Source organism: Streptomyces sp. NPDC006529, assembly GCF_040611795.1.
Classification (GTDB): domain Bacteria; phylum Actinomycetota; class Actinomycetes; order Streptomycetales; family Streptomycetaceae; genus Streptomyces.
The window spans coordinates 97,109-119,257 of sequence record NZ_JBEXPB010000003.1 but is presented as its reverse complement, the minus strand read 5'-3'; the positions used below and the strand labels follow the sequence as shown (position 1 = coordinate 119,257).

The 22,149-nt window shown below is 73.3% G+C and carries 19 protein-coding genes and 2 tRNA genes; 11 read left to right on the top strand and 10 right to left on the bottom strand.

Annotated features, from left to right (window positions below; genetic code table 11):
• Nucleotides 1-53 precede the first annotated feature (53 nt).
• The 7 genes from ABZY31_RS04220 (at nt 54) to ABZY31_RS04190 (ending at nt 6,335) form a co-directional block, all read left to right on the top strand.
• On the top strand, nt 54-947 hold the full coding sequence (locus tag ABZY31_RS04220) for a phosphatase PAP2 family protein (RefSeq protein WP_356404609.1): 894 nt from the start codon (nt 54-56) through the stop codon (nt 945-947).
• Entirely contained in the window at nt 886-2,064 is a 1,179-nt protein-coding gene (locus ABZY31_RS04215; protein ID WP_356404607.1) for a hypothetical protein, read from the top strand. The genes ABZY31_RS04220 and ABZY31_RS04215 overlap by 62 nt, the downstream gene beginning before the upstream one ends.
• Entirely contained in the window at nt 2,052-3,641 is a 1,590-nt protein-coding gene (locus ABZY31_RS04210) for a hypothetical protein (protein ID WP_356404605.1), read from the top strand. The genes ABZY31_RS04215 and ABZY31_RS04210 overlap by 13 nt, the downstream gene beginning before the upstream one ends.
• Nucleotides 3,638-4,990, top strand: coding sequence for an AAA domain-containing protein (locus ABZY31_RS04205; RefSeq protein WP_356404603.1), 1,353 nt, complete (start codon nt 3,638-3,640; stop codon nt 4,988-4,990). The genes ABZY31_RS04210 and ABZY31_RS04205 overlap by 4 nt, the downstream gene beginning before the upstream one ends.
• A 135-nt stretch (nt 4,991-5,125) precedes the next feature.
• Nucleotides 5,126-5,470 (top strand): hypothetical protein, encoded by a 345-nt coding sequence (locus ABZY31_RS04200; protein WP_356404601.1) that lies wholly within the window; start codon nt 5,126-5,128, stop codon nt 5,468-5,470.
• Between the two features lie 144 nt (nt 5,471-5,614).
• Nucleotides 5,615-6,271 carry a hypothetical protein gene (locus ABZY31_RS04195; protein WP_356404600.1) on the top strand — a complete coding sequence of 219 codons (657 nt, stop codon included), beginning with the start codon at nt 5,615-5,617 and terminating at the stop codon, nt 6,269-6,271.
• Nucleotides 6,262-6,335: transfer RNA gene (locus ABZY31_RS04190), tRNA-Lys, on the top strand. Before ABZY31_RS04195 ends, ABZY31_RS04190 begins: the two co-directional genes overlap by 10 nt.
• Nucleotides 6,336-6,516: 181 nt before the next feature.
• Here the strand turns inward: ABZY31_RS04190 and ABZY31_RS04185 are convergent.
• The gene (locus ABZY31_RS04185) at nt 6,517-7,752 is read right to left on the bottom strand and encodes a M6 family metalloprotease domain-containing protein (protein WP_356404598.1); all 1,236 of its coding nucleotides are present in this window, start codon (nt 7,750-7,752) and stop codon (nt 6,517-6,519) included.
• Nucleotides 7,753-8,108: 356 nt separating this feature from the next.
• On the opposite strand from ABZY31_RS04185, the gene ABZY31_RS04180 reads away from it, so the two are divergent.
• Nucleotides 8,109-10,100: an EAL domain-containing protein gene (locus ABZY31_RS04180; protein WP_356404596.1), complete on the top strand. Its 1,992-nt coding sequence runs from the start codon at nt 8,109-8,111 to the stop codon at nt 10,098-10,100.
• Between the two features lie 137 nt (nt 10,101-10,237).
• Complete coding sequence (locus ABZY31_RS04175; RefSeq protein ID WP_356404594.1) at nt 10,238-10,660, top strand: ALF repeat-containing protein; 423 nt, start codon at nt 10,238-10,240, stop codon at nt 10,658-10,660.
• Between the two features lie 72 nt (nt 10,661-10,732).
• Here ABZY31_RS04175 and ABZY31_RS04170 read toward each other — a convergent pair whose 3' ends face one another.
• The 4 genes from ABZY31_RS04170 to ABZY31_RS04155 form a co-directional block, all read right to left on the bottom strand.
• Nucleotides 10,733-12,043 (bottom strand): tachylectin-related carbohydrate-binding protein, encoded by a 1,311-nt coding sequence (locus ABZY31_RS04170; protein ID WP_356404593.1) that lies wholly within the window; start codon nt 12,041-12,043, stop codon nt 10,733-10,735.
• Nucleotides 12,044-12,146: 103 nt separating this feature from the next.
• Nucleotides 12,147-13,352 carry a peptidase S1 and S6 gene (locus tag ABZY31_RS04165; RefSeq protein ID WP_356404591.1) on the bottom strand — a complete coding sequence of 402 codons (1,206 nt, stop codon included), beginning with the start codon at nt 13,350-13,352 and terminating at the stop codon, nt 12,147-12,149.
• The gene (locus ABZY31_RS04160) at nt 13,321-13,656 is read right to left on the bottom strand and encodes a hypothetical protein (protein WP_356404589.1); all 336 of its coding nucleotides are present in this window, start codon (nt 13,654-13,656) and stop codon (nt 13,321-13,323) included. Before ABZY31_RS04160 ends, ABZY31_RS04165 begins: the two co-directional genes overlap by 32 nt.
• Nucleotides 13,653-13,910 (bottom strand): hypothetical protein, encoded by a 258-nt coding sequence (locus ABZY31_RS04155; RefSeq protein ID WP_356404587.1) that lies wholly within the window; start codon nt 13,908-13,910, stop codon nt 13,653-13,655. The genes ABZY31_RS04160 and ABZY31_RS04155 overlap by 4 nt, the downstream gene beginning before the upstream one ends.
• Before the next feature lie 264 nt (nt 13,911-14,174).
• Here ABZY31_RS04155 and ABZY31_RS04150 point away from each other — a divergent pair, with 264 nt between their 5' ends.
• Complete coding sequence (locus ABZY31_RS04150; RefSeq protein ID WP_356404585.1) at nt 14,175-15,161, top strand: helix-turn-helix transcriptional regulator; 987 nt, start codon at nt 14,175-14,177, stop codon at nt 15,159-15,161.
• A 99-nt stretch (nt 15,162-15,260) separates the two neighbouring features.
• On the opposite strand, the gene ABZY31_RS04145 is transcribed toward ABZY31_RS04150, so the two are convergent.
• On the bottom strand, nt 15,261-16,976 hold the full coding sequence (locus tag ABZY31_RS04145) for a glycosyl hydrolase family 18 protein (RefSeq protein WP_356404583.1): 1,716 nt from the start codon (nt 16,974-16,976) through the stop codon (nt 15,261-15,263).
• A 252-nt stretch (nt 16,977-17,228) separates the two neighbouring features.
• Nucleotides 17,229-18,353: an LLM class flavin-dependent oxidoreductase gene (locus ABZY31_RS04140; RefSeq protein ID WP_356404582.1), complete on the bottom strand. Its 1,125-nt coding sequence runs from the start codon at nt 18,351-18,353 to the stop codon at nt 17,229-17,231.
• Between the two features lie 287 nt (nt 18,354-18,640).
• Between ABZY31_RS04140 and ABZY31_RS04135 the strand changes: the two genes are divergently transcribed.
• The gene (locus ABZY31_RS04135; protein ID WP_356404580.1) at nt 18,641-19,399 is read left to right on the top strand and encodes an IclR family transcriptional regulator C-terminal domain-containing protein; all 759 of its coding nucleotides are present in this window, start codon (nt 18,641-18,643) and stop codon (nt 19,397-19,399) included.
• 69 nt (nt 19,400-19,468) lie between these two features.
• Here the strand turns inward: ABZY31_RS04135 and ABZY31_RS04130 are convergent.
• The 3 genes from ABZY31_RS04130 to ABZY31_RS04120 all read right to left on the bottom strand — a co-directional run bounded on the left by ABZY31_RS04130 (nt 19,469) and on the right by ABZY31_RS04120 (nt 21,921).
• Nucleotides 19,469-19,542: transfer RNA gene (locus ABZY31_RS04130), tRNA-Lys, on the bottom strand.
• Between the two features lie 73 nt (nt 19,543-19,615).
• Nucleotides 19,616-21,301: an AMP-binding protein gene (locus ABZY31_RS04125; RefSeq protein WP_356404578.1), complete on the bottom strand. Its 1,686-nt coding sequence runs from the start codon at nt 21,299-21,301 to the stop codon at nt 19,616-19,618.
• 26 nt (nt 21,302-21,327) lie between these two features.
• A complete protein-coding gene (locus ABZY31_RS04120) occupies nt 21,328-21,921 on the bottom strand; it encodes a lytic polysaccharide monooxygenase (protein ID WP_356404865.1) in 594 nt (197 codons plus the stop codon).
• Between the last annotated feature and the right edge of the window lie 228 nt (nt 21,922-22,149).

Sequence of the window (22,149 nt, the reverse complement as noted above, 5' to 3'; positions counted from 1 at the left end):
CCACCACGCGCAGCCCGGGCAACCTCCGGGCGCTCATCCGCGTCTTACACCGTATGACTAATTGGCGACGGCCCACTCGATGGTGGGCCGAACTGCTGCTCCTGGGCCTCGTCTACGGCGCCTATTCGGGCGGCCGGCTCCTGGCCCGGGGCGACGTGCAGCTCGCCGTCGACCACGGCCTCGCGATCCTCCGGTTCGAGCGGGGCCTGTCCCTGGACTTCGAGAGCCCGCTGAACCGGCTCTTCACCGCCCACGCCTGGCTCGGCGTACCCGCCGACTTCGTCTACGCCTCGCTGCACTACCTGATCACCCCCGCCGTGCTGGTCTGGATCTACCACCGGCGCCCCGGGGCGTACCGCACCGCCCGGACCTGGCTGGTCTCCTCGACCCTGCTCGGGCTCGTCGGTTTCGCCCTGATGCCCACCTGCCCGCCGCGCCTGCTCCACCTGGCCCACGGGTTCAACGACACCATGGCCCAGTACAGCGCGTACGGCTGGTGGGGCGCGGAGGCCAGCGCGCCGCGCGGGCTCGGCTCCTTCACCAACCAGTACGCGGCGATGCCGAGCCTGCACGTCGGCTGGGCGCTGTGGTGCGGGCTGCTGCTGTGGCGGTACGGGCGCCACCCGCTGCTGCGGGCGGCGGGCGCGGCGTATCCGCTGCTGACCACCGTCGTGGTGATGGGCACCGCCAACCACTACTTCCTGGACGCGGTCGCCGGGGCGGGCGTCATGGGCGTCGGGCTGCTGATCGCGCGGGGACTGGACCGGCTCGCCGCGCGCCGCGCGGCCGCCACGCCCGCCGCCCCGGCCCCCGCGGAGGCGGTCCCCGGCGCCGGTTTCCGCCGTGCGTCCCCGATTGTCGGTGGCGGATGGGAGACTTCCGCGGGTGAGCTCCTTCCCGCCCAGCGGCCTTCCGCAGACGACGACGCTCCGGCAGCGGCTCGCTGATCTGCGCGGCCCCGCCGTGCCGCCCCGCCCGCTCGACGCCCGGGCGCTGGCGGCCCTGGCCGCCAACCCCGGCTGCGGCAGACGGGCCCTGCTGGACGGTGCCGGGGTGGACAAGACCGCCCTCGCCTCGGCGCTCGGCTCGCCGGCCGCCTTCGGGCAGTCGCAGTTCGCGATGATCCGCGGCAATTCCTTCGAGGCCAAGGTCAAGGGCGACGGCGGCGCCGAGCTGCTGCGCCTGGTGTACGAGCACCTCGGCGCCGGGGCCGATGCGGCGGAGCCGGGTCCGGCCGGGCGCGCCCGCGTCCCCGACCTGACCGCCGCCGGTCCCGAGGGCCGCGCCGCCCGGACCGCGCTGGCCCTGCGCGAGGCCACGGCGGCGGCCGCCTGGACCCTGCTCGACCACCCGATGCTCGCGCTGGAGGTCGCCGGGTCCCCCGCCTATCTGGAACCCGACGCCGTCGTGGTGCATCCGGACGGCCGCTGGACCGTCGTCGAGATCAAGTCCTTCCCCATGATCGACGGGACGGCCGACGCGGCGAAGGCGGGCGCCGCCGCCCGCCAGTCCGCCGTCTACGTCCTGGCCCTGGAGCGGATCGCCGCCGTCGTGGAGGGCGCGGCCGTCGGACACCGCGCCCTGCTCGTCTGCCCCAAGGACTTCTCCAACCTGCCCACCGCGGCCGTCCTCGACATCCGCAAGCAGTGCTCGGTGACCGCACGCCAGCTGGCCCGGCTCACCCGGGTCGAGGAACTGGCCGCGGCCCTGCCCGAGGGGCTGAGCTTCGACCCGTCCCGGCCCGCCGGGGAACTGACCGAGGCGGTCGAGGCCGTCGAGGCCGCCTACGCCCCGGAGTGCCTGGCCTCCTGCGAGCTGGCCTTCCACTGCCGCGAGCGCTCCCGCACCGCCGACGCCGTGACCTCGCTCGGCCGCTCCGTGCGGGGTGAGCTGGGCGCACTGACCACGGTCGGCGCGGCCCTGGCGGCCGCCGCCGGGGCGGGCGACCAGGACGACCCGACCGCCGCGGCCCTGCACCGGGCGGCCCGGCTGCGCGCCGAGGCCCTGGAATCCGCCGCCCTCCCCACGGACCCCCTTCCGGAGGCCCTCGGATGCCCCTGCTGAGCACCCTGGCCCGGCTGGAGGCGGTCCGCGCGGGGCGCGCGCAGCCGCTGGCCACCGTCCGCCACCGGCACCTGGGCGCGCGTCCGCTGGTCTTCGTCCCGCTGACCACCGCCGGTGAGGCGGGGGCGCCGCTGGGCGCGCTGGTGGGCACGGACCGGGCCGAGCCGCGGCTGCTGGTCGTCACGCAGCCGCGCGACCGGGACCTGCGCTGGGCGTTCCTGGCCGCGCTGGCGGACGAGGTGCTGCCCTATCTCGACGGCTACGCGGACGTGGTGGAGCCCGCCGAGCGGACCGAGACCGACCCGGAGAGCGGCAAGAAGGTCAAGGTGGCCACCGAGCTGTGCGCGGACGCGCCGCAGCTGATCGTGCCGAGCCGGGCCGGCGTGGAGTACGTGCGGCTGCTGGGGCGGTCGATGCGGTTCCGCCGGACGGCGGAGGAGGATCCGGACGCGCCGCACCCGGCGCCGCCGCGGGTGCCGCTGCTGGGCCGCTGGTTCACGCACCTCGGCGAGCGCGCCCGGGTGCCCGGTTCCTCGATGCTGCTGTCCGCGACGGAACTGCTGGCCCGGCACTGGGCGAGCGGCCAGTCCCAGCTGGAGGACCAGCACCTGGGCGCGCTGCTGGCCTGGCTGGACCCGCCGCAGGGCGCGAGCGGCGCCGAGGCGGCGCTGCGCGCCGAGCTGGGCCGCGACCGGGACGGGCAGCTGCTCGTCCCCCCGGCGGGGCCCGCCACCGACCCGGCCTTCGACAACCGGCTGCTGGCCCCCGCGATGTCCCGCTTCGACGCGGCCCGCGGCGCCGACCCGCGCAGCGAGGAGGCGGTGGAGCGCGCCACGGGCGAGGTGCGCCGGCTGGTCCGGACGCAGCTGCGGCCGACCTGGGACGCGGTGTGGCGGGCCCTGGACCTGCTGCGCGCGCTGCCGGAGGGGGCGTACGTCGACCAGCGCTGGACCCGCGACCGCTGGTCGTACACCGGGCACCGGGACCGGGTCCGGGCGGGCGAACCGCCGCAGCCGCGCCGGGACGACGCGGTGACGGCGGCGCAGAAGCTGGCCACCCGGGAGACCGAGCAGGTCCGCCTCGACGCCCAGGAGGCGCTGGACGACCCGCTGGTGATGGCGGGGCGGCGGCTCGCGGGCGAGGCCTTCGCGGGCGAGGTCACCGAGGTGGTCATGGAGTGGACCGAGTCCAAGCGGCCCAGCCCCCGCCCCCTGGTGACGGTGGCGACGGAGGACCGGCCGCAGCTGCCCGAGGACGGCGGCCGGGTGAAGGTGTACCGCGCGCTGGACGGTCGGCCGCAGTCGGCCGAGTTCGTGGGCTACGCCGGTCCCAGGGAGGACGGTCTGCTGGTCCTGCGGCTGCTGGACAAGATGGGCCGCGGCCGGGAGCCGGACGCGGGCTCGGTGCCGGGCAAGGGCGACCGGGTCTGCTGGACGCTCTTCGAGCACGACGCGCGGGGCGGGCCGAAGCTGCCCGACCCGGAGAACACGCCGTGGACGCACGGCGGACCGCCAGGATCCGCGGGCCCCGCGAGCACGCCGCGGCCCGACGCCGTGACCGACGAGGACATCCTGTGACCGAGAACCGGCCCGCGCCCGACTCCGGATCCGACCCGGGAGCCGCCGCCGCGCGGGCCACCGAGGCGATCCTGCGCGACACGCTGCACGGCACCGAGCGGGGCGTGGTCGTCGACTCCCCGCCCGGGGCCGGGAAGTCCACGCTGGTGGTGCGGGCCGCCCGGGAGCTGGCCGCCGCCGGGCGCCGGATGATGATCGTGGCGCAGACGAACGCGCAGGTGGACGACCTGGTGCTGCGGCTGGCCGAGAAGGACCCGGAGCTGCGGGTGGGGCGGCTGCACAGCAGTGAGGGCGACGCCTACGATCCGGCGCTGCTGGAGCTGCCGTCGGTCACCCTGGCCGCGAAGGCGGGTGACCTGGCCGAACTCCCGGTCGTCATCTCCACGGCGGCGAAGTGGGCGCACACGCAGGGCGTGGAGCCGTGGGAGCACGCGATCGTGGACGAGGCGTACCAGATGCGCTCCGACGCGCTGCTCGCCGTGGCGGGGCTGTTCGAACGGGCGCTGTTCGTGGGCGATCCCGGTCAGCTGGACCCGTTCAGCGTGGTCGGCGCCGAGCAGTGGGCCGGGCTGTCCTATGACCCGTCCGCCTCGGCGGTCTCCACCCTGCTGGCCCACAATCCGCAGCTGCCGCAACACCGGCTGCCGGTGTCCTGGCGACTCCCGGCGTCGGCCGCGCCGCTGGTCTCGCGCGCCTTCTACCCGTACGCCCGGTTCCGCAGCGGTACGGGCCCGGGCGAGCGGCGGCTCGCGTACGGGGTGCCCTCGGACGGGTCCGGCCCCGACCGGGTGCTCGACGAGGCGGCCGAGGCGGGGTGGGGCCTGCTGGAGCTGCCCGCCCGGCACACGCCGCGCACCGACCCGGAGGCGGTGGGCGCGGTGGCCCTGGTGGTCCGGCGGGCGCTGGACCGCGGTGCGGTGACCTCCGACGAGCACGGCGGCCCCGCCCCGCTGACCGCGGACCGGATCGCGGTCGGCACGGCCCACCGCGACCAGGCCGCGGCGATCCGCGCCGCCCTGACCGGGCTGGGCGTCACGGGCGTCACGGTCGACACCGCGAACCGGCTCCAGGGGCGCGAGTACGACCTCACGGTGGTCCTGCACCCCCTGTCCGGCCGCCCGGACGCGACGGCGTTCCACCTGGAGACGGGCCGCCTGTGCGTCCTGGCATCCCGCCACCGGCACGCCTGCGTGGTCGTGGCCCGCGCGGGCATAGCGACCCTCCTGGACGACCACCCCTCGACGGAACCGGTCCAGCTGGGCGTGACCATGAAGTTCCCGGACGGATGGGAAGCCAACCACTCGGTCCTCGCCCACCTCGCGGAACACCGGGTGGCCTGGCGGCCGTAGGGGGGAGGGCGCCGCGGGCGCACCGGGGTTCGTACGCGCGTTCCAGGGGGCCGGGCCCCTTGGGGCGGGCTTGCGCGGCGCTGGACAATGGACGCTGGCCCGGAAGGAATTCGTCCGCGAAGCAGGAGGACACGCATGGCAGAGCCCGAGCGCACCGAGCGGAGGCTGCGGCCCGCGCCGCTGCTCTTCGAGCCCTCGGAAGCGGCCACGGACCCGGAGCACTTCTTCGATCTCGAATCCATCGAGGACCCGCGCGAGCTGCTGGCCCGCGCCACCGAACTCGCGCTCGCCTTCCGGGCGGCGCAGGACCGCGCGGTGGAGTACCAGGCCATGGCGGCCGCCCAGCTGGCGGACCCGCGCCGGTTCGACCGGCTCACGGCGGCGGCGATCGGCGAGCGCGCCCAGTGGTCCGAGGACTACGCCGAGAAGATGATCGACTTCGGCGAGGGTCTGCTGCGGGGCGGCGCGGAGGACCGCTGAGGGTCAGGGTGCCGCGCACCCCCACCCCCACCCGTACACCCGTTCTGGCATATGCGCAGCGCAAGATACCCCAGCCCACCCCCCGCTGTCCGGGATTTCCGTAACTCCGCGGAAGCACCGCACTACGGCCGGTAGACCTTCCCCATGACCACGATGACGACGGCTACCGGCTGCCCCGCCCCCCACGGACCCGCCACCCACGTCACCCCGCAGGGCGCCGCGTGGCTCACCTCCGCCGCGCCCTACCCGCACAGCACCCTCACGCTGTGGCGGGACCGGCCCACCGCCCCCGCGGTGCTGCCGTGCGGGACCGCCTTCGACGTGGTCAGCGTCCCCGTGGTCTTCGGGCGCCGGATGCTGGACCTGCTGTGGGCCGAGGGGCCGGGCTCGGGCCCGGTGGCCGTGCACCGCGGCCGCATGCTGCTGTTCGCGACCCCCGGCACCGCCCAGCGGCTGCCCGCCCTGCTGGACTGGGAGGAGTGGGGCGAGGCCCACGGCGCCACCGCGGGCCCGCTGCCGGCCCCGCTCTGCCACGGCCGGGGCGACGCCGTGACCGTGCCGGCCCTGACGCCCGCCCCCGGCGCCGCGCCCGGCCACTCGCGCTGGCTGGTGGCGCCGGACACCCGGCTGCCGTGGCTGCCGGGACCGGAGGCGCTGCTGTGGGCCTGCGTCCGGGCCGCCCGCGGCGCGGCCGCCCCCACCACCCCTCCCGCCCCCGCCCTCGCACCGGACCTGCGGGTATCGATTTTTCCTTCGGCGGATCCGGATGCTAATGTCTACGACGTCAGCACGCGCCGCTAGCTCAGTTGGTTAGAGCAGCTGACTCTTAATCAGCGGGTCCGGGGTTCGAGTCCCTGGCGGCGCACAGACGGAAGAAGGCCCCCACGCGAGTGGGGGCCTTCTTCGTGTGCGCGGACCGCGGCCGCCGCCCGGGCCCGTCCGCTAGGGCGTGTTTTAAAAGTCCCGCCTGGCCTGCGACGCCTGGCACCGCACCTCGCCGCAGGCCCGCGCCCTCTGGGCGCCCGGCGCTACTTTTAAAACACGCCCTAGCTGGTGATCTTCACCGTGTACGCCCCGGACTGGGTGCGGTCGGCGACCTCGATGGTGATCCGCTCGCCCGGCACGGTGAACGTCTCGCCGACCTCCAGCGGCGCGTCCGCCAGCGGCGGGTACACCGAGCGGCCCCAGCAGGCGTCGGTGTCCGGGTGGCCGTCCAGCACCTCGATCGGGCCGCCGCCGGACGCGGGCTCGTTGCGCACCCGGTAGACCAGGACGCCCTCGGTGCAGGTGTCCCGGTCGTTGCCCGCCGAGCCCCGGGCCTCGACGGCGATCGCGCTGCCGGGGCCCGTACGGACCACCGCGAGCCGGGTGCCGACCGAACCGCCGCGCTGCGGGGCCTGGGCGAGCGGCTGGAGGGTGTGCAGCGTGGTGCCGCCGCGGACGCAGTCGACCTGGTCCGGGCCGAGCCAGCCCAGCTTCCACTTGTGCCAGGCGAAGAGGTCCGGGGACATGCCGAACTGGCTGCCCATCACGTCCCAGTCGCCGACGTAGGTGTCCCAGTCCCCCTTGCCGTCGGTGGGCCGGTGGTAGAGGTCGGGCAGGTCGAAGACGTGCCCGGTCTCGTGCGCCAGCACGTTGCGGTCCGGGGGGTGCTTCTCGAAGACCGTGACGATCCGCCGCAGGTCGGTGCCGTCGGCGCGCAGCGGCCGGTCGAAGTTGACGACCTTGGTGGCATCGGAATCGACCCCGGGCGCGTCCGGGTCGGCGATGAAGTACACGACGTCGTACCGGGCGAAGTCGACCGCGGGGTCGGCGGTGGCCACCGCGTCGCGCAGGTAGGCCGCCCGCGCGTCGGGGGCCCAGTCACGCTGTATCCCGTAGGCGGTGGACGGCTTCGGCATGCGCATCCAGTGGCTCTGCGGGTGCGGCACCAGCCGGAAGCGGCCGTAGGAGGCCCGCTCGAAGAAGTCGCTGGTGGCGGGGAAGTAATCGCCCGTCAGCTGCTCGGGGGTGGTGAGCGGCTGGGAGTCCGGGAAGGACAGGAAGACCATCAGGGCGTTGAGGGAACGTTCCGGCTTGGGGTAGGCGCCGTTCCAGGTGTCCAGGCCCAGCGAGTGGTGCGCCCGCGTGCGGGTGAGCGCGCACGGCCCGGACCCGGGATCGGCCACCGCCGGACCCGCGACGAGCGAGATCGCGGCGATGGCCGCCAGGGACGTGAGGGCGGCCGCGGCACTGCGCACGCGGTCGCGCTCCACTCCCCCGGGTGTCTGCTGTCGCGGCACATCGACCTCCGGTGGTGGATTTCGTAACATCCCACTCACCTTGCGGCGATTGTCTTACTAATGTCCTGTTCCGGTGCCCCACACGAGTGAGGGATCCGGCATCCCGGTGACGGTGCCCCGGGACGCGCATATTCACCTGCGCCTACAGAACGTCACGAGTGATCAGCCGAGGTCAGGTACGGACTCCGCATGCTCACAGCCGCTCAGGAACGATCGGACACTGAAGGGCCGACGAACCGTCAGCACGGCGAACCGGAGGCCTCCGCACGGCGACGCCGCTGGATGGGGGCTCCTGCCAGCCTCTATGATCGGCACACTTTCCTGCACGGACACCACGAGCACTGCGGGAGCGAACGGTGAGCGGAACCTCAGAAGGAACCGGTTCGGCGGCCGACAGCATCCGCCCGGCCACTACGGAGCGTCACGCGGCCGTTCCGGCGGCGGCGGCCGCGCCCTCGGGCGGCGGCGGCCGGGCCACGGCGGTCCGCACGACGGCGGCCCGGACGACGGCGGAGCGACCCGCCGCGGACCGGTCCGCCGCGGACGTGATCGCGGGCGACCGGAGCCGGGCCGACCGGTCCACGCCCGCGTCTGCCTATGCGAATGCGCCCGAGTCCGCGTCCGAACGGCGGGACTACCGGGCCGCCTTCGAGGCGGCCCACCTCGCGATGGCCGTCGTCGACCGGGACGGCTGTGTCGTCGCCGCCAACGCGGCCCTCGCCGCCCTGCTCGGCACCGAGCCGCACGCCCTCGGCGGGCAGCGCGCGGCCGACCTGGTGGACCTGACCGCCGATCCCCGCACCTGGCAGGCCTACCGCGAGGTGCTGCGCGGCCGACAGGCGCGGCTGCGCTGCACCCGCCGGCTCAAACACCCCGACGGCCACTCGCTGTGGACCGAGATCACGCTGGGGCCGGTACCCGGGACCGGTGACGTCCTGCTGTCGGTCACGGACATCAGCGACCGGCGCGACCTGCAGGCCCGGCTGCGGCACCTCCAGATGCACGACCCGGTCACCCGGCTGCCCAACCGGGCGCTGTTCTTCGAGCGGTTGTCGGCCGCCCTGGAGAGCCCGCCCTACGAGCGGGGCGGCACCGGCCGGATCGGGCTGTGCTACCTCGACCTCGACGGGTTCAAGGCGGTCAACGACACCCTGGGCCACCGGGTCGGCGACCGGCTGCTGGCCGCCGTCGCGGCCCGGCTCACCCAGTGCGCGGACCAGTCCGGGTACGGGCGTACGGGCGGCCACCTGGTCGCGCGGCTCGGCGGCGACGAGTTCGCCCTGCTCGTGGAAGACTCCACCGGCACCGAGCAGCTCGCGGACCTGGCCCGCTCCGCGCTGGCCGCCGTACAGGAGCCCTTCGACCTGGCCGGACAACGGCTGTCGGTGTCGGCGTCCATCGGCGTGGTGGAACGGGTGACGGCCGGCACCTCGGCGACGGCCCTCATGCAGGCCGCGGACACCACGCTGTACTGGGCCAAGGAGGACGGCAAGGCCCGCTGGACCCTCTTCGACCCGGAGCGCAACGCCCACCGGATGACCCGCCAGGCGCTGTCCTCGACGCTGCGGCCGGCGGTGGAGCGGGACGAGTTCGTGCTGGAGTACCAGCCGCTGGTGGACCTGGAGAGCGGGGTGGTGCGGGGCGTCGAGGCGCTGGTGCGCTGGAACCACCCGCAGTTCGGCACGCTCACGCCGAATCGGTTCATCGGAATTGCGGAAGAGGACGGATCCATCGTCCAGTTGGGGCAGTGGGTCCTGCGGACGGCCTGCCGGCAGGCCCGGCGCTGGCAGATCGAGCAGCCCAGCGACGCACCCGTCTTCGTGTCCGTCAACGTGGCCGTGCGCCAGGTGTGGGACTCCGACCTGGTCGGCGACGTCGCGGAGATCCTGGCCGAGACGGGTCTGGCGCCGCAGCTGCTCCAGCTGGAGCTGACGGAGTCGGCGGTGATGGGCTCGGCGGGCCGGCCGCTGCAGGCCCTCCAGGCGCTGAGCGACATGGGCGTGCGGATCGCCATCGACGACTTCGGCACGGGGTACTCGAACCTCGCCTACCTCAGCCGGCTGCCGGTCTCGGTGCTGAAGCTCGACGGTTCCTTCGTGCGCGGCTTCCGCTACGAGGAGGGCACGCACCCGAACCCGGCCGACGAGACCATCGTCGAGGCCCTGGTCCAGCTCGCCCACCGGCTGGGCCTGACGGTGACCGCGGAGTGCGTGGAGACCACGGACCAGGCGGCCCGCCTGCGCCGCGTCGGCTGCGACACCGGCCAGGGCTGGCTGTACTCCCGCGCGGTCGCCCCGGAACGGATCGCCGAAATGATCAGGAGCCGTCCGGAGGACCTCGCCGGGTGAGCGCCGCTGACCAGGGCACTTCCCGGGTCCGGGGCCACTGGCCGGAAAGCGACCGGTGACCTGCGGGCGGCCGTTAGGTTGGATCGATCTTCCCGCCGCCGGCGACGGCGGCGGGACTTCCGACCTTGGGGGGAAACATGAACACGACCCGTGCCGCGCTCATCATCGCATCGGCGGCGCTGGCTCCGGCCCTGCTGTTGTCCAGCCCGTCCTTCGCCGCCGGTCCGGCCACCGCGCCCGCCGCCTCCGTGACGGCGCAGGCGGACTCGGACACCGACAATCGCGTGGCGATCCTCCGGCTCCTCGCCGACCCGGCCTCCGGCAGGGCCGTCAAGCGCGAGGCCCAGAAGGTCCTGAACGGCACCGCGGCCGACCGGGCGGCGTTCCTCGCGACCGGCCTGCGGCTCGCCCGGGCCGAGGACGACCGGGTCGCCGTCGCCCGGATCCTGGCCCGTCCCGGCATCAGCGACTCGCTGCGCGCGGCGGCCGGGAAGCTGCTGGACAACGGCACCCCGGAGGAGCTGCGGTACTTCGTGACGGTCGGCCAGTACCAGGTGTGACCTGCGGCTCCGCCCACGGGTGAAGGCCGGACCGCCCGGTGCGGGGGGTCCGGCCTTCGCTCGCGCCGAGGGTTATCCGTTGACGACGTGGTCGTAGCGCAGGGCGACGTAGCCCGAGGCGGCGTGGCCGGCGATGCGGCCGTCGCTGCCGCCGTTCAGGTAGTCCTGGCCGCGCATCATGTCGTCGTTGGTGTTGGCCTCGTGGATGTACGAGAACTTGCCCGCGGCCTTGTCGACCCACTTCTCGAAGAGCACCACGTGCCCGTCCAGGGTGTTCAGCGCGTCACCGGGCTGGAGGTCGGACTTGGAGATGGTGGCGGTGGTGGTCGGCAGGCTCTGGGTCGTGTAGCTGGTACCGGCGTGCCAGACCATGGAGACGAAGCCGGAGCAGTCGGTGCGGTAGGTGTGGTCGCCGTCCGGGTCGGAGGCGTACGCGCCCTGGTTGTAGGCGATGTCGCGGCTCAGCCAGTTCGCGGCGCGGCTCATGATCTCGCTGCGGGCGATCTGGCCGCCCCTGGTGGAGGGGGTGGGCGTGGGGGGCGCCGGCGGCTGGTAGGTGCAGTCGTTGGCGAAGGCGGAGAGCAGGCTCTGGGTCCAGCCGCTCGCGTCGACCGGGTCGGCGGGGTGGTAGGCGATGTCGTCGCCCTTGCCGTCGGTGGGGTCGGCGTCGTGGTACCAGTACATCCCGCCGTTCGTACGGCCGTAGTAGAGGCCGCCGCCGGGCGAGACGAGGTTGTCGACCGCCGACCAGCCGGAGCTCTTGAGCTCGGAACTCTCCCAGTCCCCGACGCCGTTGATCTGGTACGACAGCAGGCGGCCGTCGGCGGTGGTGGCGATGAGGACGTCGTCGCCGGCGGCGGCGAGCGTCTTCAGGACGAAGCCGGTGTCGATCACGGCGTGCTTGGCGATGTGGGCGGGCCCGGCGGGCTTGGCCTGGGAGACGTTGTAGCGGTGGAGCTCGCCGCCGACCGTGCCGTAGAGGTGGCCGGCGCCGTCGTAGGTCAGCTTGTCGAAGGTCCAGCCGCTGTCCCAGATCTTGGTGACACCGGCCAGGGACAGGGCGCTGTCGTTGGTCTGAATGTCGACGCGGTACAGCTCGCCGGCCGTCGAGGTCACCAGGACGGTGTTGAAGTTGAGGGCGGCCATCGCCTTGGGCGTGAAGCCGAGGTTCGCACCGACCAGGGTCTTGACGCGGTCGCCGGTGTTGGGGGCTATCGCCGTGTAGGTGAGGCGGCCGTCGGGGAGGGTGCCGTAGACCGACACGTTGCCGCCGCAGATGGCGGCGGCCTGGGCGGGCGCCGAGGCGAGGGTGATCATGCCGAGCGTGGTGGCAGAGACGGCCAGGGTGGCGGCGAGGCGGCGCTTGAGGGACGACGAGGACATGGGTGTCTCCAGGTTCCGGGCAGCCCTGACGTACGCGCGTCGGGCCGGGAGGTGAGGGAAGGGCAGAACTGGCGAGCGGGCGAGCGGCGCGGCTCGGGGCCGCTCAATACCAGTTGTTGTTCACGAAGTGGGTCCAGGCGCCGCAGGGCGTGCCGTACTGGCCGTCGATGTAGGACAGGCCCCACTTGATCTGCGTGACCGGGTTGGTGCGCCAGTCGTCGCCGAAGGCGTCCATCTTCGACCCGGGGAGGGCCTGGGGGATGCCGTACGCCGTGGAGTTCGGGTTGTCGGCCCAGTAGCGCCAGCCGCTCTCCTTGTCCCAGAGCTGCTCCAGGCAGTTCCACTGGGTGGTGCTGTTCCAGGCGCCGCCGTCGTGCCGGTTCATCAGGTCGCGGCCGGCCGCCTTCACGGCGGGTATGTCGTGGCCGTCGAGCGGGTCCGCGGCGGTGGTGCAGCTGAAGGTCCCCGGCTGGGCGGAGAGCAGCCGCTGCGTCCAGCCGCCGGTGTTCACGGGGGTGTCGTTGTGATAGGCGATGTCGGTTCCCAAGCCGTCCGCCGGATCGGCGTCCTTGTACCAGTACAGGGCGCCCGTGGTTTCGATCCGGCCGTAGTAGAGGCCGCCGCCGGGTGAGACGACCTGGTCGAAGCCGGACCAGCCGGACGGCTTGAGGTCGTCCCGGTCCCAGGTGCCATCGGCGTTGATCTTGTAGGAGTAGAGCGCGCCGGCCGACGTGGTGGCGAGCAGCCGGTCGTCCCCGGCGGCCGTGAGGGTCTTCAGGACGAAGCCGCTGCCGATCTCCTTGCGCTGGCCGATGTGCGCCGAGCCGGTCGGTTTGGGCTGGGAGACCAGGTACTGGAGCAGGACCCCGCCCGCCGTGCCGTACAGGTGGCCGTGTCCGTCGTAGGTGAGCTTGTCGTGGGTCCAGCCGCTGTCGAAGATCTTGACGGGCGGGCGTTCCAGCACGAGGGACTCGTTGTTGGTGAGGACGTCGAGGCGGTAGAGCGCGCCCGTCGTCGAGGTCACCAGGACGGTGTTGAAGTCGAGGGTGGCCATCGCCCGGGGCTCGAACCCCAGGTCCGCTCCGACCCGCACCTTCTTCAGCGCGCCGGTGGCCGGGGTGATGGTGCTGAAGGTCAGGCGGCCGTCGGGCAGGACGCCGTAGATCGAGGCGGTCCCGCCGCACGTGGTCGCGGCCTCGGCGGCCGGGGCGGCGACGACGGCCGCGGCGGTCAGCAGGCAGGCGCCGAGGGCGGTCGAGAGGGCGGCTCCCGCGCTCTTACGGGCGGCCTGACGGAGGGTGGCGGTCACTGTGTTCTCCTGGGGAACGTTCGCGGCGGGGCTCGCTGGGGCGGTAGCCGTGCGCACCCAGCGGGGCGCGGGCGCCGTCGAGGATGGCGTGGGCCTGGGTGAGGGCCGCGGCTTCGGAGGCGGCCCGCAGGAAGAGGTAGACGTCCACGCCGTCGGCTGCGGCTCTGGTCCGCAGGTGTTCGAGTCCGTGGGCGGCGGGCGTGTGGGCCCAGATCAGATCGGAGACGAGCGCGAGCACGCCCTCCGGGTCCGGATCGGCACGTGGCCCCGAGAGCGAGGCCCGTACGACGCGCACCGCGGTCAATCCCAGTTGATGCTGTCGTCGGCGGACGCGGGCGCCGTGTCCCAGTTGATGCTGTCGTCCACGGATGCCGGGGCGGTGTCCCAGTTGATGCTGTCGCCCACGGATGCCGGGGCGGTGTCCCAGTTGATGCTGCCGTCGGCGGCGGCGCTGACGGTGCGGTCCTCGGCGGCGGCCACCGAGGCGGTGGTGACCGTACCGGTGCACAGGGCGGTGAGGACGGCGGCGACAGCGGCGAAGCGGGCGGTGCGGGACATGGTTTCCCCCAGGTCACGGGCGTGGAAGCGTGGCGTTCGGTGCGGTGTGCTGCGCGCTGGTCCGGATCGTCCTTGCGGCTCTGGCCTGAGTCGGGGAGTTTCTCCCCGCCGTCCCGGTGAACACCATGTTGCTGCCCGCGGGACCTGCGAAGAAGAGGTTCCGGCTGGCACCAACAGGCCTGGCACCTTGGTGACAGACTTCGCCTACGATCGCGGGGGCGACGCTCGCCGGGGGCGGCCCAACTAGAGCCGGGGGGCTGGGAGATGCTGCAAACGCTGGGGCTCGGAGCCGACGTGGAAGCCGTGTACCGGGGCATGCTGGCCGACCCGTCGGGAGGCATCGCCGAGCTCAGCGGCCGCCTCGGTCTGACCGAGGCCGCGGTCCGCGAGGGCTTGGACCGGCTCGTCGACCTCGACCTGCTCAGACCGTCCCGGGACTGCCCGGGCGGCCTGCGCGCGGTGCGGCCCGAACTGGGCCTGGAACTGCTCCTGCGCCGCCAGGAGGAGGAGCTGGCCAGGCAGCAGCAGGAGCTGGCCCGCAGCAAGGCGGCCGCGGCGCAGGTGGTCTCCGAGTTCGCCGGGCTCAGCCCCAACACCGAGGTCGACGGCGCGGAACGGCTCGTGGGGATGGACGCCATCCAGGGCCGCCTGGAGCAGCTCGCCCACGGCCTGACCCGGGAATGCCTGGCCATCCTGCCGGGCGGCGCCCTGTCGGAAGCGAGCCTGGAGGCCTCCCGGCCGCTGGACCGGCGCGCGCTGGACCGCGGCATCGAGATGCGCTCGGTCTACCAGGACAGCGCCCGCAACGATCCGACGACGCTGGCCTACGCCCGGTGGCTGACCGAACAGGGCGGCCAGGTGCGGACGAGTCCGCTCCTGCCGCCGCGCTTGCTGATATTCGACCGCGCGGTGGCGGTCGTCCCGATCGACCCGGACCGCTCCCGGCTGGGCGCCCTGTGCACCAGCGCGCCCGGGATCGTGGCCTCCCTGACCACCCTGTTCGAGCAGACGTGGGACGCGGCCGTACCGCTCGGCGCGGACCGGCCCCGCCCCAGCGACACCCGGCCCACCGCGACCGAACTCGAACTGCTGAAGCTCCTGGCCTCGGGCATGACCGACGAGGCCGCCGCCAAGCGCCTCGGGGTGTCCCTGCGCACCGTGCGGCGCCAGATGTCCGCCCTGATGGAACGCCTCCACGCGACGAGCCGCTTCGAGGCCGGCCTCAAAGCGGCGCAGCAGGGCTGGCTCTGACGGTCGGGGTCTTCGACGTCCCGCAGAGGTGACACGCCTGCGCCCCGCCCCGGGAGAGAGGGGCGGGGCGCAGGTGTCGCTCGGCGCGGGGTGGGGGGATCAGCAGGCGCCGAGGTCCTTCCAGACACCCCATTCACCGGTGGTGCCCGGCGTCTCGTTCTGCGTCCACCACTGGGCCTTGTACTTGCGGCCGTTGTGGGAGACCTCGTTGCCGGCGGTGTAGACGGTGCCCGCGACGTACGCCGGGAGCGATCCGCAGCCGGTCGGAGGCTGCGTGGTCGGCGGGGTCGTGGTGGGCGGAGTGGTCGTCGGCGGAGTGGTCGTCGGCGGGGTGGTCGTCGGCGGCGTGGTGACCGGCGGCTGCGTGGCACCGCCCAGCGCGTCCGAGATCTGGTTCAGCAGGGTGGTCTTGTCGTCCAGGCCGAGCAGGGAGTACATCATCGCGCCGGCCAGGCCGCGCTGCTTGCCGTAGTCGACCCGGGCCTGGATGGACTTCTGGTTCAGGCCGGTGAAGAACTCGCCGTCCTTGTAGAAGTACGAGGCCTTCGCCTGGTCGTCCCAGAAGGTGGTGGCCGGGTTGTCGACGATCCCGCCCAGTTCCTTGTAGTTGGCGATGCCCGCCTGCTGGCTGGTGGGCCGGGCGGCCGAGGGGCCGGTCGCGCTCTGGGCGAGGCCGTTCGTGGCGCCGGCCGGGACGCCCTTCCAGCCGCGGTAGTAGAACTCGTAGCCCAGGGTCAGCTTGTTGGCGGGGAAGCCGCCCGCGATGCCGTAGGCCGCGTTGCCGTCGATCCAGGAGTCGATGGCGTTCTTGATGCCGTACTTCTGGGTGCCGGGCGCGATCGGGTCGGTCGGGTCGGCGGCCGAGTTCAGCAGCGGGGACTGGTGGTAGGTGGGCCCGTCGCCGTCCCAGGCGCCGTGCATGTCGTAGGTCATGATGTTCGCGTAGTCGAGGTACGCGCCGATCTTGTCCGTCTCGATGTACTTGATCTTGTCCTGGCCCGCCGGGAGGGCCGAGGTCAGCAGGTACTTCTTGCCGCCGTTGGCCGCGCCGTAGGCGTCGAGCTGGGTACGGAACTCCTTGAGCAGGAGCGTGTAGTTGGCCTTGTCCTCGGGGCCGGTGTGGTTGCCCAGGTGGCCGCCGGTGGAGCCGGGGTACTCCCAGTCGATGTCGATGCCGTCGAAGATCCCGGCCGCGCTGCCCGCGCCGCCGTAGCCGCCTTCGACCGGCAGGTTGCCCTTGATGTACTGGTCGATGCAGGAGGAGACGAACTTCTTCCGGCTCGCGTCGGTGAGCGCCGCGTCGTGGAAGTACTTGGAGTAGGTCCAGCCGCCGATCGATATGTTGATCTTGAGGTGCGGGTACTTCGCCTTCAGCTGCTTGAACTGGTTCATCACGCCCACGATGGGCTGGTCCCACTTGTCCGCGACGCCGCTGACGCTGTCGGCGGCGCTGAAGGACTTCTGGTAGTCGGCGTAGGAGTCCCCGGCGCCGTCACCGGCACTGGCGTTGTTGTCGTCGCCCGCCGCCTTGTTGGCTTCGAAACAGGTGAGGTTCGTGGGGTGGATGTTGCCGAACGAGTAGTTCAGGACGTCCAGTTTGCCCGCGATGCCCCGGGTGTCGAGCTGCTTCGGGTAGAAGGCGTTCCCGTACACGCTCCACTGGTCGTAGTAGGCGATCCGGACGCCGCCGGCCGCCGTGGCGGCGGTCGTGGCGTCCGCGGCCTGCGCGGTGCCGAGGCCGGCGAAGGTGGCGAGCACCCCGGCGGCGAGGGCGGCCGTGGTGGCCGCCGCGATGAGGGGTTTACGGATGTGCATGGGGGGCCTCCGGAGGCGGGGGGAGGGCAGAACGCTGCGGGTAGGTGAAGTGATAGCGATCACCCCGACTCCGCGTCAATGGTTTGGACCAAACAAGGACTAGACCACTTGAACGGTAAACACCCTTGTCAGAGCCCTGACCGCACAACAGAAACCGCCCGCCACCCCGGGTGACGAGCGGTTTAAGGCCCCCTTAGGCCACCTCCGCGCAAGGTTTCGGCAACAAACCAGCCGAACCCCCGCCGGGCGCACTCAGGCAGGTCCGGCGCCCTCCGCGGGCAGCCCGTACGCATCTGCGACGAGCCCGTACGAGCGCAGCCGGGCGGCGCCGCTGTGCCCGGTCGCGGTGAGCATCAGCTCGTCCGCGCCCGTCCGCTTCACCAGCGCGTCCAGCCCGTCGCGCACCGCGTCGGGGATGCCGTACACGACGTTCGCGAGCCAGCTGTCGATGAACTCCCGCTCCAGGGAGCTGAAGGAGTACGCCGCCGCCTCCTCCGGCGTCGGCACCAGCCCCGGCCGCCCGCTGCGCAGCCGCAGCATCGACAGCGCCCCGGTGAGCACCTGCGCGTGCGCCGCCTCCTCGGTCTCGGCGGCGAGCGCGGAGACCCCGATCAGCGCGTACGGCTCGGCCAGCACCGCCGAGGGCCGGAAGCTGCGCCGGTACAGCTCCAGCGCGGGGATCGTGCCCGCGGCCGAGAAGTGGTGGGCGTAGGCGAAGGGCAGGCCGAGCTGTCCGGCGAGGTTCGCGCTGAAGCCGGAGGAACCGAGCAGCCACAGCGGCGGCCGCGCGGCCGGTCCCTGCACCGGTCCGGGTACGGCGTGCACGCGGGCGTAGGGGTGGCCGTCGGGGAAGTCGTCGTCGAGGAAGCGGGTCAGCTCCGCGAGCTGGCGCGGGAAGTCCTCGGCGCCCTCGTCGAGCCGGCCGCCGCCGCGCAGCGCGGTGGCGGTGCGCCCGTCGGTGCCGGGCGCACGGCCGAGGCCCAGGTCGATCCGCCCCGGCGCGAGCGCCTCCAGCGTGCCGAACTGCTCGGCGATGGCGAGCGGGGCGTGGTTGGGCAGCATGACCCCGCCGGAGCCGAGCCGGATCCGGGAGGTGTGCGCGGCCAGGTGGGCCAGGATCACGGCCGGGGAGGAGCTGGCGACCCCGGGCATGGAGTGGTGTTCGGCCACCCAGTGGCGGTGGTAGCCGCGCGCCTCGGCCAGCCGGGCGATCTCCACGCTGGTGCGCAGGGAGGCGTGGGCCGTGCTGCCCGCGCCGACGGTGACCAGGTCCAGTACGGACAGCGGCACCGGCGCCGAGCCCCGGACGGTTCCGCGGACCGCGTCCGCCGCGCCCCCGGCGTCCACCGCGCCCCGCAGGTCCCCCGTGTCAGCCATCTTCGCTCCTCTGTCGTCCCTCGGCGGCCCTGTCCGGCCGCCCACTGTGTGCGCGCCCACCGTCGTGACCCGTTCGTGACGGCGGCGTACGAAGGGATCGAACAGCGGCCGCGCCCGGGGCATTCCCGGCACACCGGGGCACGGTGCATGACCCAGGCATATGCCAAGCGGGTAGCCCCTGACCGAGGGCGTAATTGAGCCATCAAGTTCTTCAACAGCCGCTCCGCGTGCTCCTCTTCGTGGCTATCGTGTGAGAGCAAGCGGTAACAACCTGCTAGGGGGAAACCGTGGCGCTGAAGCCCGAGCCGACCGCGCCGTTCCACTCGGTGCAGTACGCCTTGCGCGTACTCGAAACGATCGCCCGGCACACCGGGGGTGTGACGGACGTCCAGATCGCCCGCGAGACCGGGCTGCCCGCGGCCCACCTCACCCCCATGCTCCTCATGCTGCGCCGCGAGGGCTACGTCCTCCAGGTGTCCGACGGCGCCTACGCGATAGGCGACTCGCTCGTCCTGCTGAGCTCCGGCACCGACCGGCAGCAGGCCTTGCAGGACAAGCTCCAGGAGACCCTGGACCGCCTGCGCGACTCGGTGGGGGCGGCGGTCTACATCAGCCGGTACGTGGACGGGGAAGTCAGGATCACGCAGTTCGCGGACAGCCCCCGCACCCCGAAGGTGCACGAGTGGGTCGACTTCCGGTCCGCCGCGCACGCCAGCGCGGTCGGCAAGTGCCTGCTGACGCAGCTCGACCAGAACGGCCGCCGCGACCACCTGTCGCGCCACAAGATCGCCCGGCTGACGTCGAAGACGATCACCAACGAGCGGATCCTGTTCTCGAAGCTGGACAGCCAGCCGGCCACGGTGCCCGTGCTGGACCTGCAGGAATACGCGGTGGGCACGGTGTGCGCGGCGGTGCCGATCACCGCGGGCGCGGCCGTGGGCTGTCTGGCGCTGTCGATGCCGGTGGAGCACGCGCACCGGCTGCGGGCCGCGGCGGACGCGCTGAACCGGAAGGCGGCGCCCCTGCTGCTCTCGCTCACGCTGTGACCGGTGAGCGCGGGCGCGGAACGCACTTCGGGCGGTTCCCGGTGAACCGGAAACCGCCCGAAGCAGAGGTGCGCCGCCAGGGACTCGAACCCCGGACCCGCTGATTAAGAGTCAGCTGCTCTAACCAACTGAGCTAGCGGCGCCTCACGAGAGAAAATATTACCCGGTCCCCGAGGGTGCTCGCGACCACGTTCCGCACCGGGCGGCCGCCTCGCCTCAGCGGTCCAGCAGCTCCGCACGGGACTGGGCCGCGTACGCCTCCAGCAGGGCGGCGACGTCCGCAGCGGTCAGCGGGCGGTAGCCCCCCGCGGTCGCCGCCGGGCGCCACCACACCGGGTCCGGCGTGCGGAACCCGGCCCGCCGCAGGCCGACCCGGTGGACCTTGTTCGTCGCCGTCACGGGCATGGCCGCCACCACGCGCAGGTAGCGCGGCACCATCTTCGGGCCGAGGTCCGGCTGCGCCGCGAGGAACGCCCCGAACGCCTCCGGGTCGAAGACCGCCCCCGGCCGCAGCGCGAGGGCCGCCATCACCTGGTCCCCGGCGACCTCGTCCGGCACCGCGTACACCGCGACCGCCGCCGCGGCCTCCCAGCGGGCCAGAATGTTCTCGATCATCGCGGCGGCCAGGTTCTCGCTGTCGACCCGCAGCCGGTCGTCCGTACGGCCCGCGAAGTAGAGGAAACCCGCGGCGTCGCGGAAGAAGAGGTCCCCCGTCCAGTACCAGCCGTCCCGGGTGCGGGCGGCCTCCGCCTCCGGGTTGCGCCAGTACCCCTCGAAGAGGCTGCGCCCCCGGTTGACCAGCTCCCCGATGGCCTCCGCGCCGTTCACCAGCCGGCCGCCCGCGTCGAAGACGGCGGGCGGGCACTCGGCGCCGGTCTCCGGGCCGATGACGGCCAGGTCGTCCCCGGCGCCCGCCCGGCCGAGGGCGCCCGGCGGGGTGTCCGGGGTGCGCTGGACGGAGGCGCCGCCCTCGGTGGCCCCGTAGCCCTCGACGAGCCGGACCCCGAACCGCTCGGCGAAGCGGGCCGCGTCCACCGCCCCGGCCTCGGTCCCGAAGCCGAGCCGCAGCGGGTGGTCCCGGTCGTCGGGGCGCGGCTCGGTGGCCAGGAGGTACTGGACGGCCCGGCCGACGTAGGTGAAGTACGTCGCCCCGTACGCCCGTACGTCGTCCAGGAACGCGGAGGCCGAGAAGCGGCGGCGCAGCGCCACCGAGGCGCCCGCGGCCAGGGCCGGGAGCCAGTCGGCGATGACGGCGTTGCCGTGGAACATCGGCATGCAGATGTAGTGGACGTCGTCCGGCGTGACGGAGAACTGCCGGGCGAGGGCCGCTCCGGCGGCGGCGAGCCGTCCCTGGGTGCAGATGGCGGCCTTGGGGGCGCCGGTGGATCCGGAGGTGAAGTACAGGAGCAGCCGGTCGCCGGGGCCCGGACCGCCGGGCCGGAGCACGGCGTCCCCGGGCCGGGCGTCCGCGTGCGGGGCGAGCAGGCCGGCGTACGCGCCGTCGTCGTCGGTGACCAGGATCCGTACGCCGGGCAGGTCGAGCCCGTCGAGGAGCGGCAGGTGGGCGCGTTCGGTGACCAGGATCCGGCAGTCGGTGTGCAGGATGTCGCGGGCCAGCTCGGGGCCGCGCCGGGTCGGGTTGATCCCGGCGACGGCGGCCCCGGCGAGGGCCGCCGCGCCGAGCCAGAACGGGAACTCGGGGGTGTTGTCCAGCAGCACCCCCACGTGCGGCGGCGCCCCCGGCGGCAGCAGGGCGACGAGCAGCGCGGCGCGCGCCGCGCTCTCCCGGGCGCACCGGTGGTGGCTGAGGACGGTCTCGCCGTACCTCAGCCCCGGCCGGTGGTCGCCCCACTGGCGCGCCACGAGCTCCGCGACGGTCCCGGGTGTCGTCGTCGTCCGCATGCCGCCGGAGGGTAGCTGACGCTGCGTCAGAACTGAACGTCGGAGCAGGAGTAGAAGGCGTTGGCGGTGTCGTTGACGGTCCACACCGCCAGGATCAGGTGCCGTCCGGTCTTGCCGCCCGGCATCGTGCCGTGGTGGACGGTGGTCATGGCGGGGCGGGCGCCGTTGTAGGCGACCGTGAGGAAGGGCTGGGGGTCGAGCGAGGCCCGGGTGAGGGGCTTGGAGGGGTCCCATCCGTTCTTGGTGACGTAGTAGCGGAAGTCGGTGGTGGAGTGGTTGGCCGTGAACTGCCACCGGAAGTCGTAGGCCGAGCCGCTGGTGACCTTGGTCGTCGGCCAGGTGCCGCCGCGCGGGTCGTCGAGCTCCGCGAACTCGGCGTGGTTGGCGGAACATATCCGGCCGTCGGCGGGTCCGGCCGCCGGGAAGCCCTTGAGGCCCTCCACGCTCTGCGGCTCCCACTGGATGGAGCCGCAGTTGGTGACGGTCTTGTTGGCGCAGAGCTTCTGGCGGCTGATCGGGGTGTCGGTGTACCCGTGGCTGCTCGCGGTGGGGGCGCTGAGGACGGAGAGGCCGACGATCATGCCGAGGCCGAGCGCGGCGGCGCCGGCCCGTCTGGGCATGCGGACGGGCATGCGGGTCTTACGCATGATGCTCCTTGAACGTGGGGGGAGTTCGGTGAGCGTGCGCACGCGGGGGAAAGCGGTACCGGTGTGTGCGGGTGTGCGGGTGTTCTGCTCTTCTGCCGTTCAGGTCTAGACCAAGTTCCAGATTATTGACGGGAGTTGGCCATGTCCAGACCAAAGGGCGAACGGACGTCCCGCGATGTGGGCGGCCGGACGCGCGCCGGA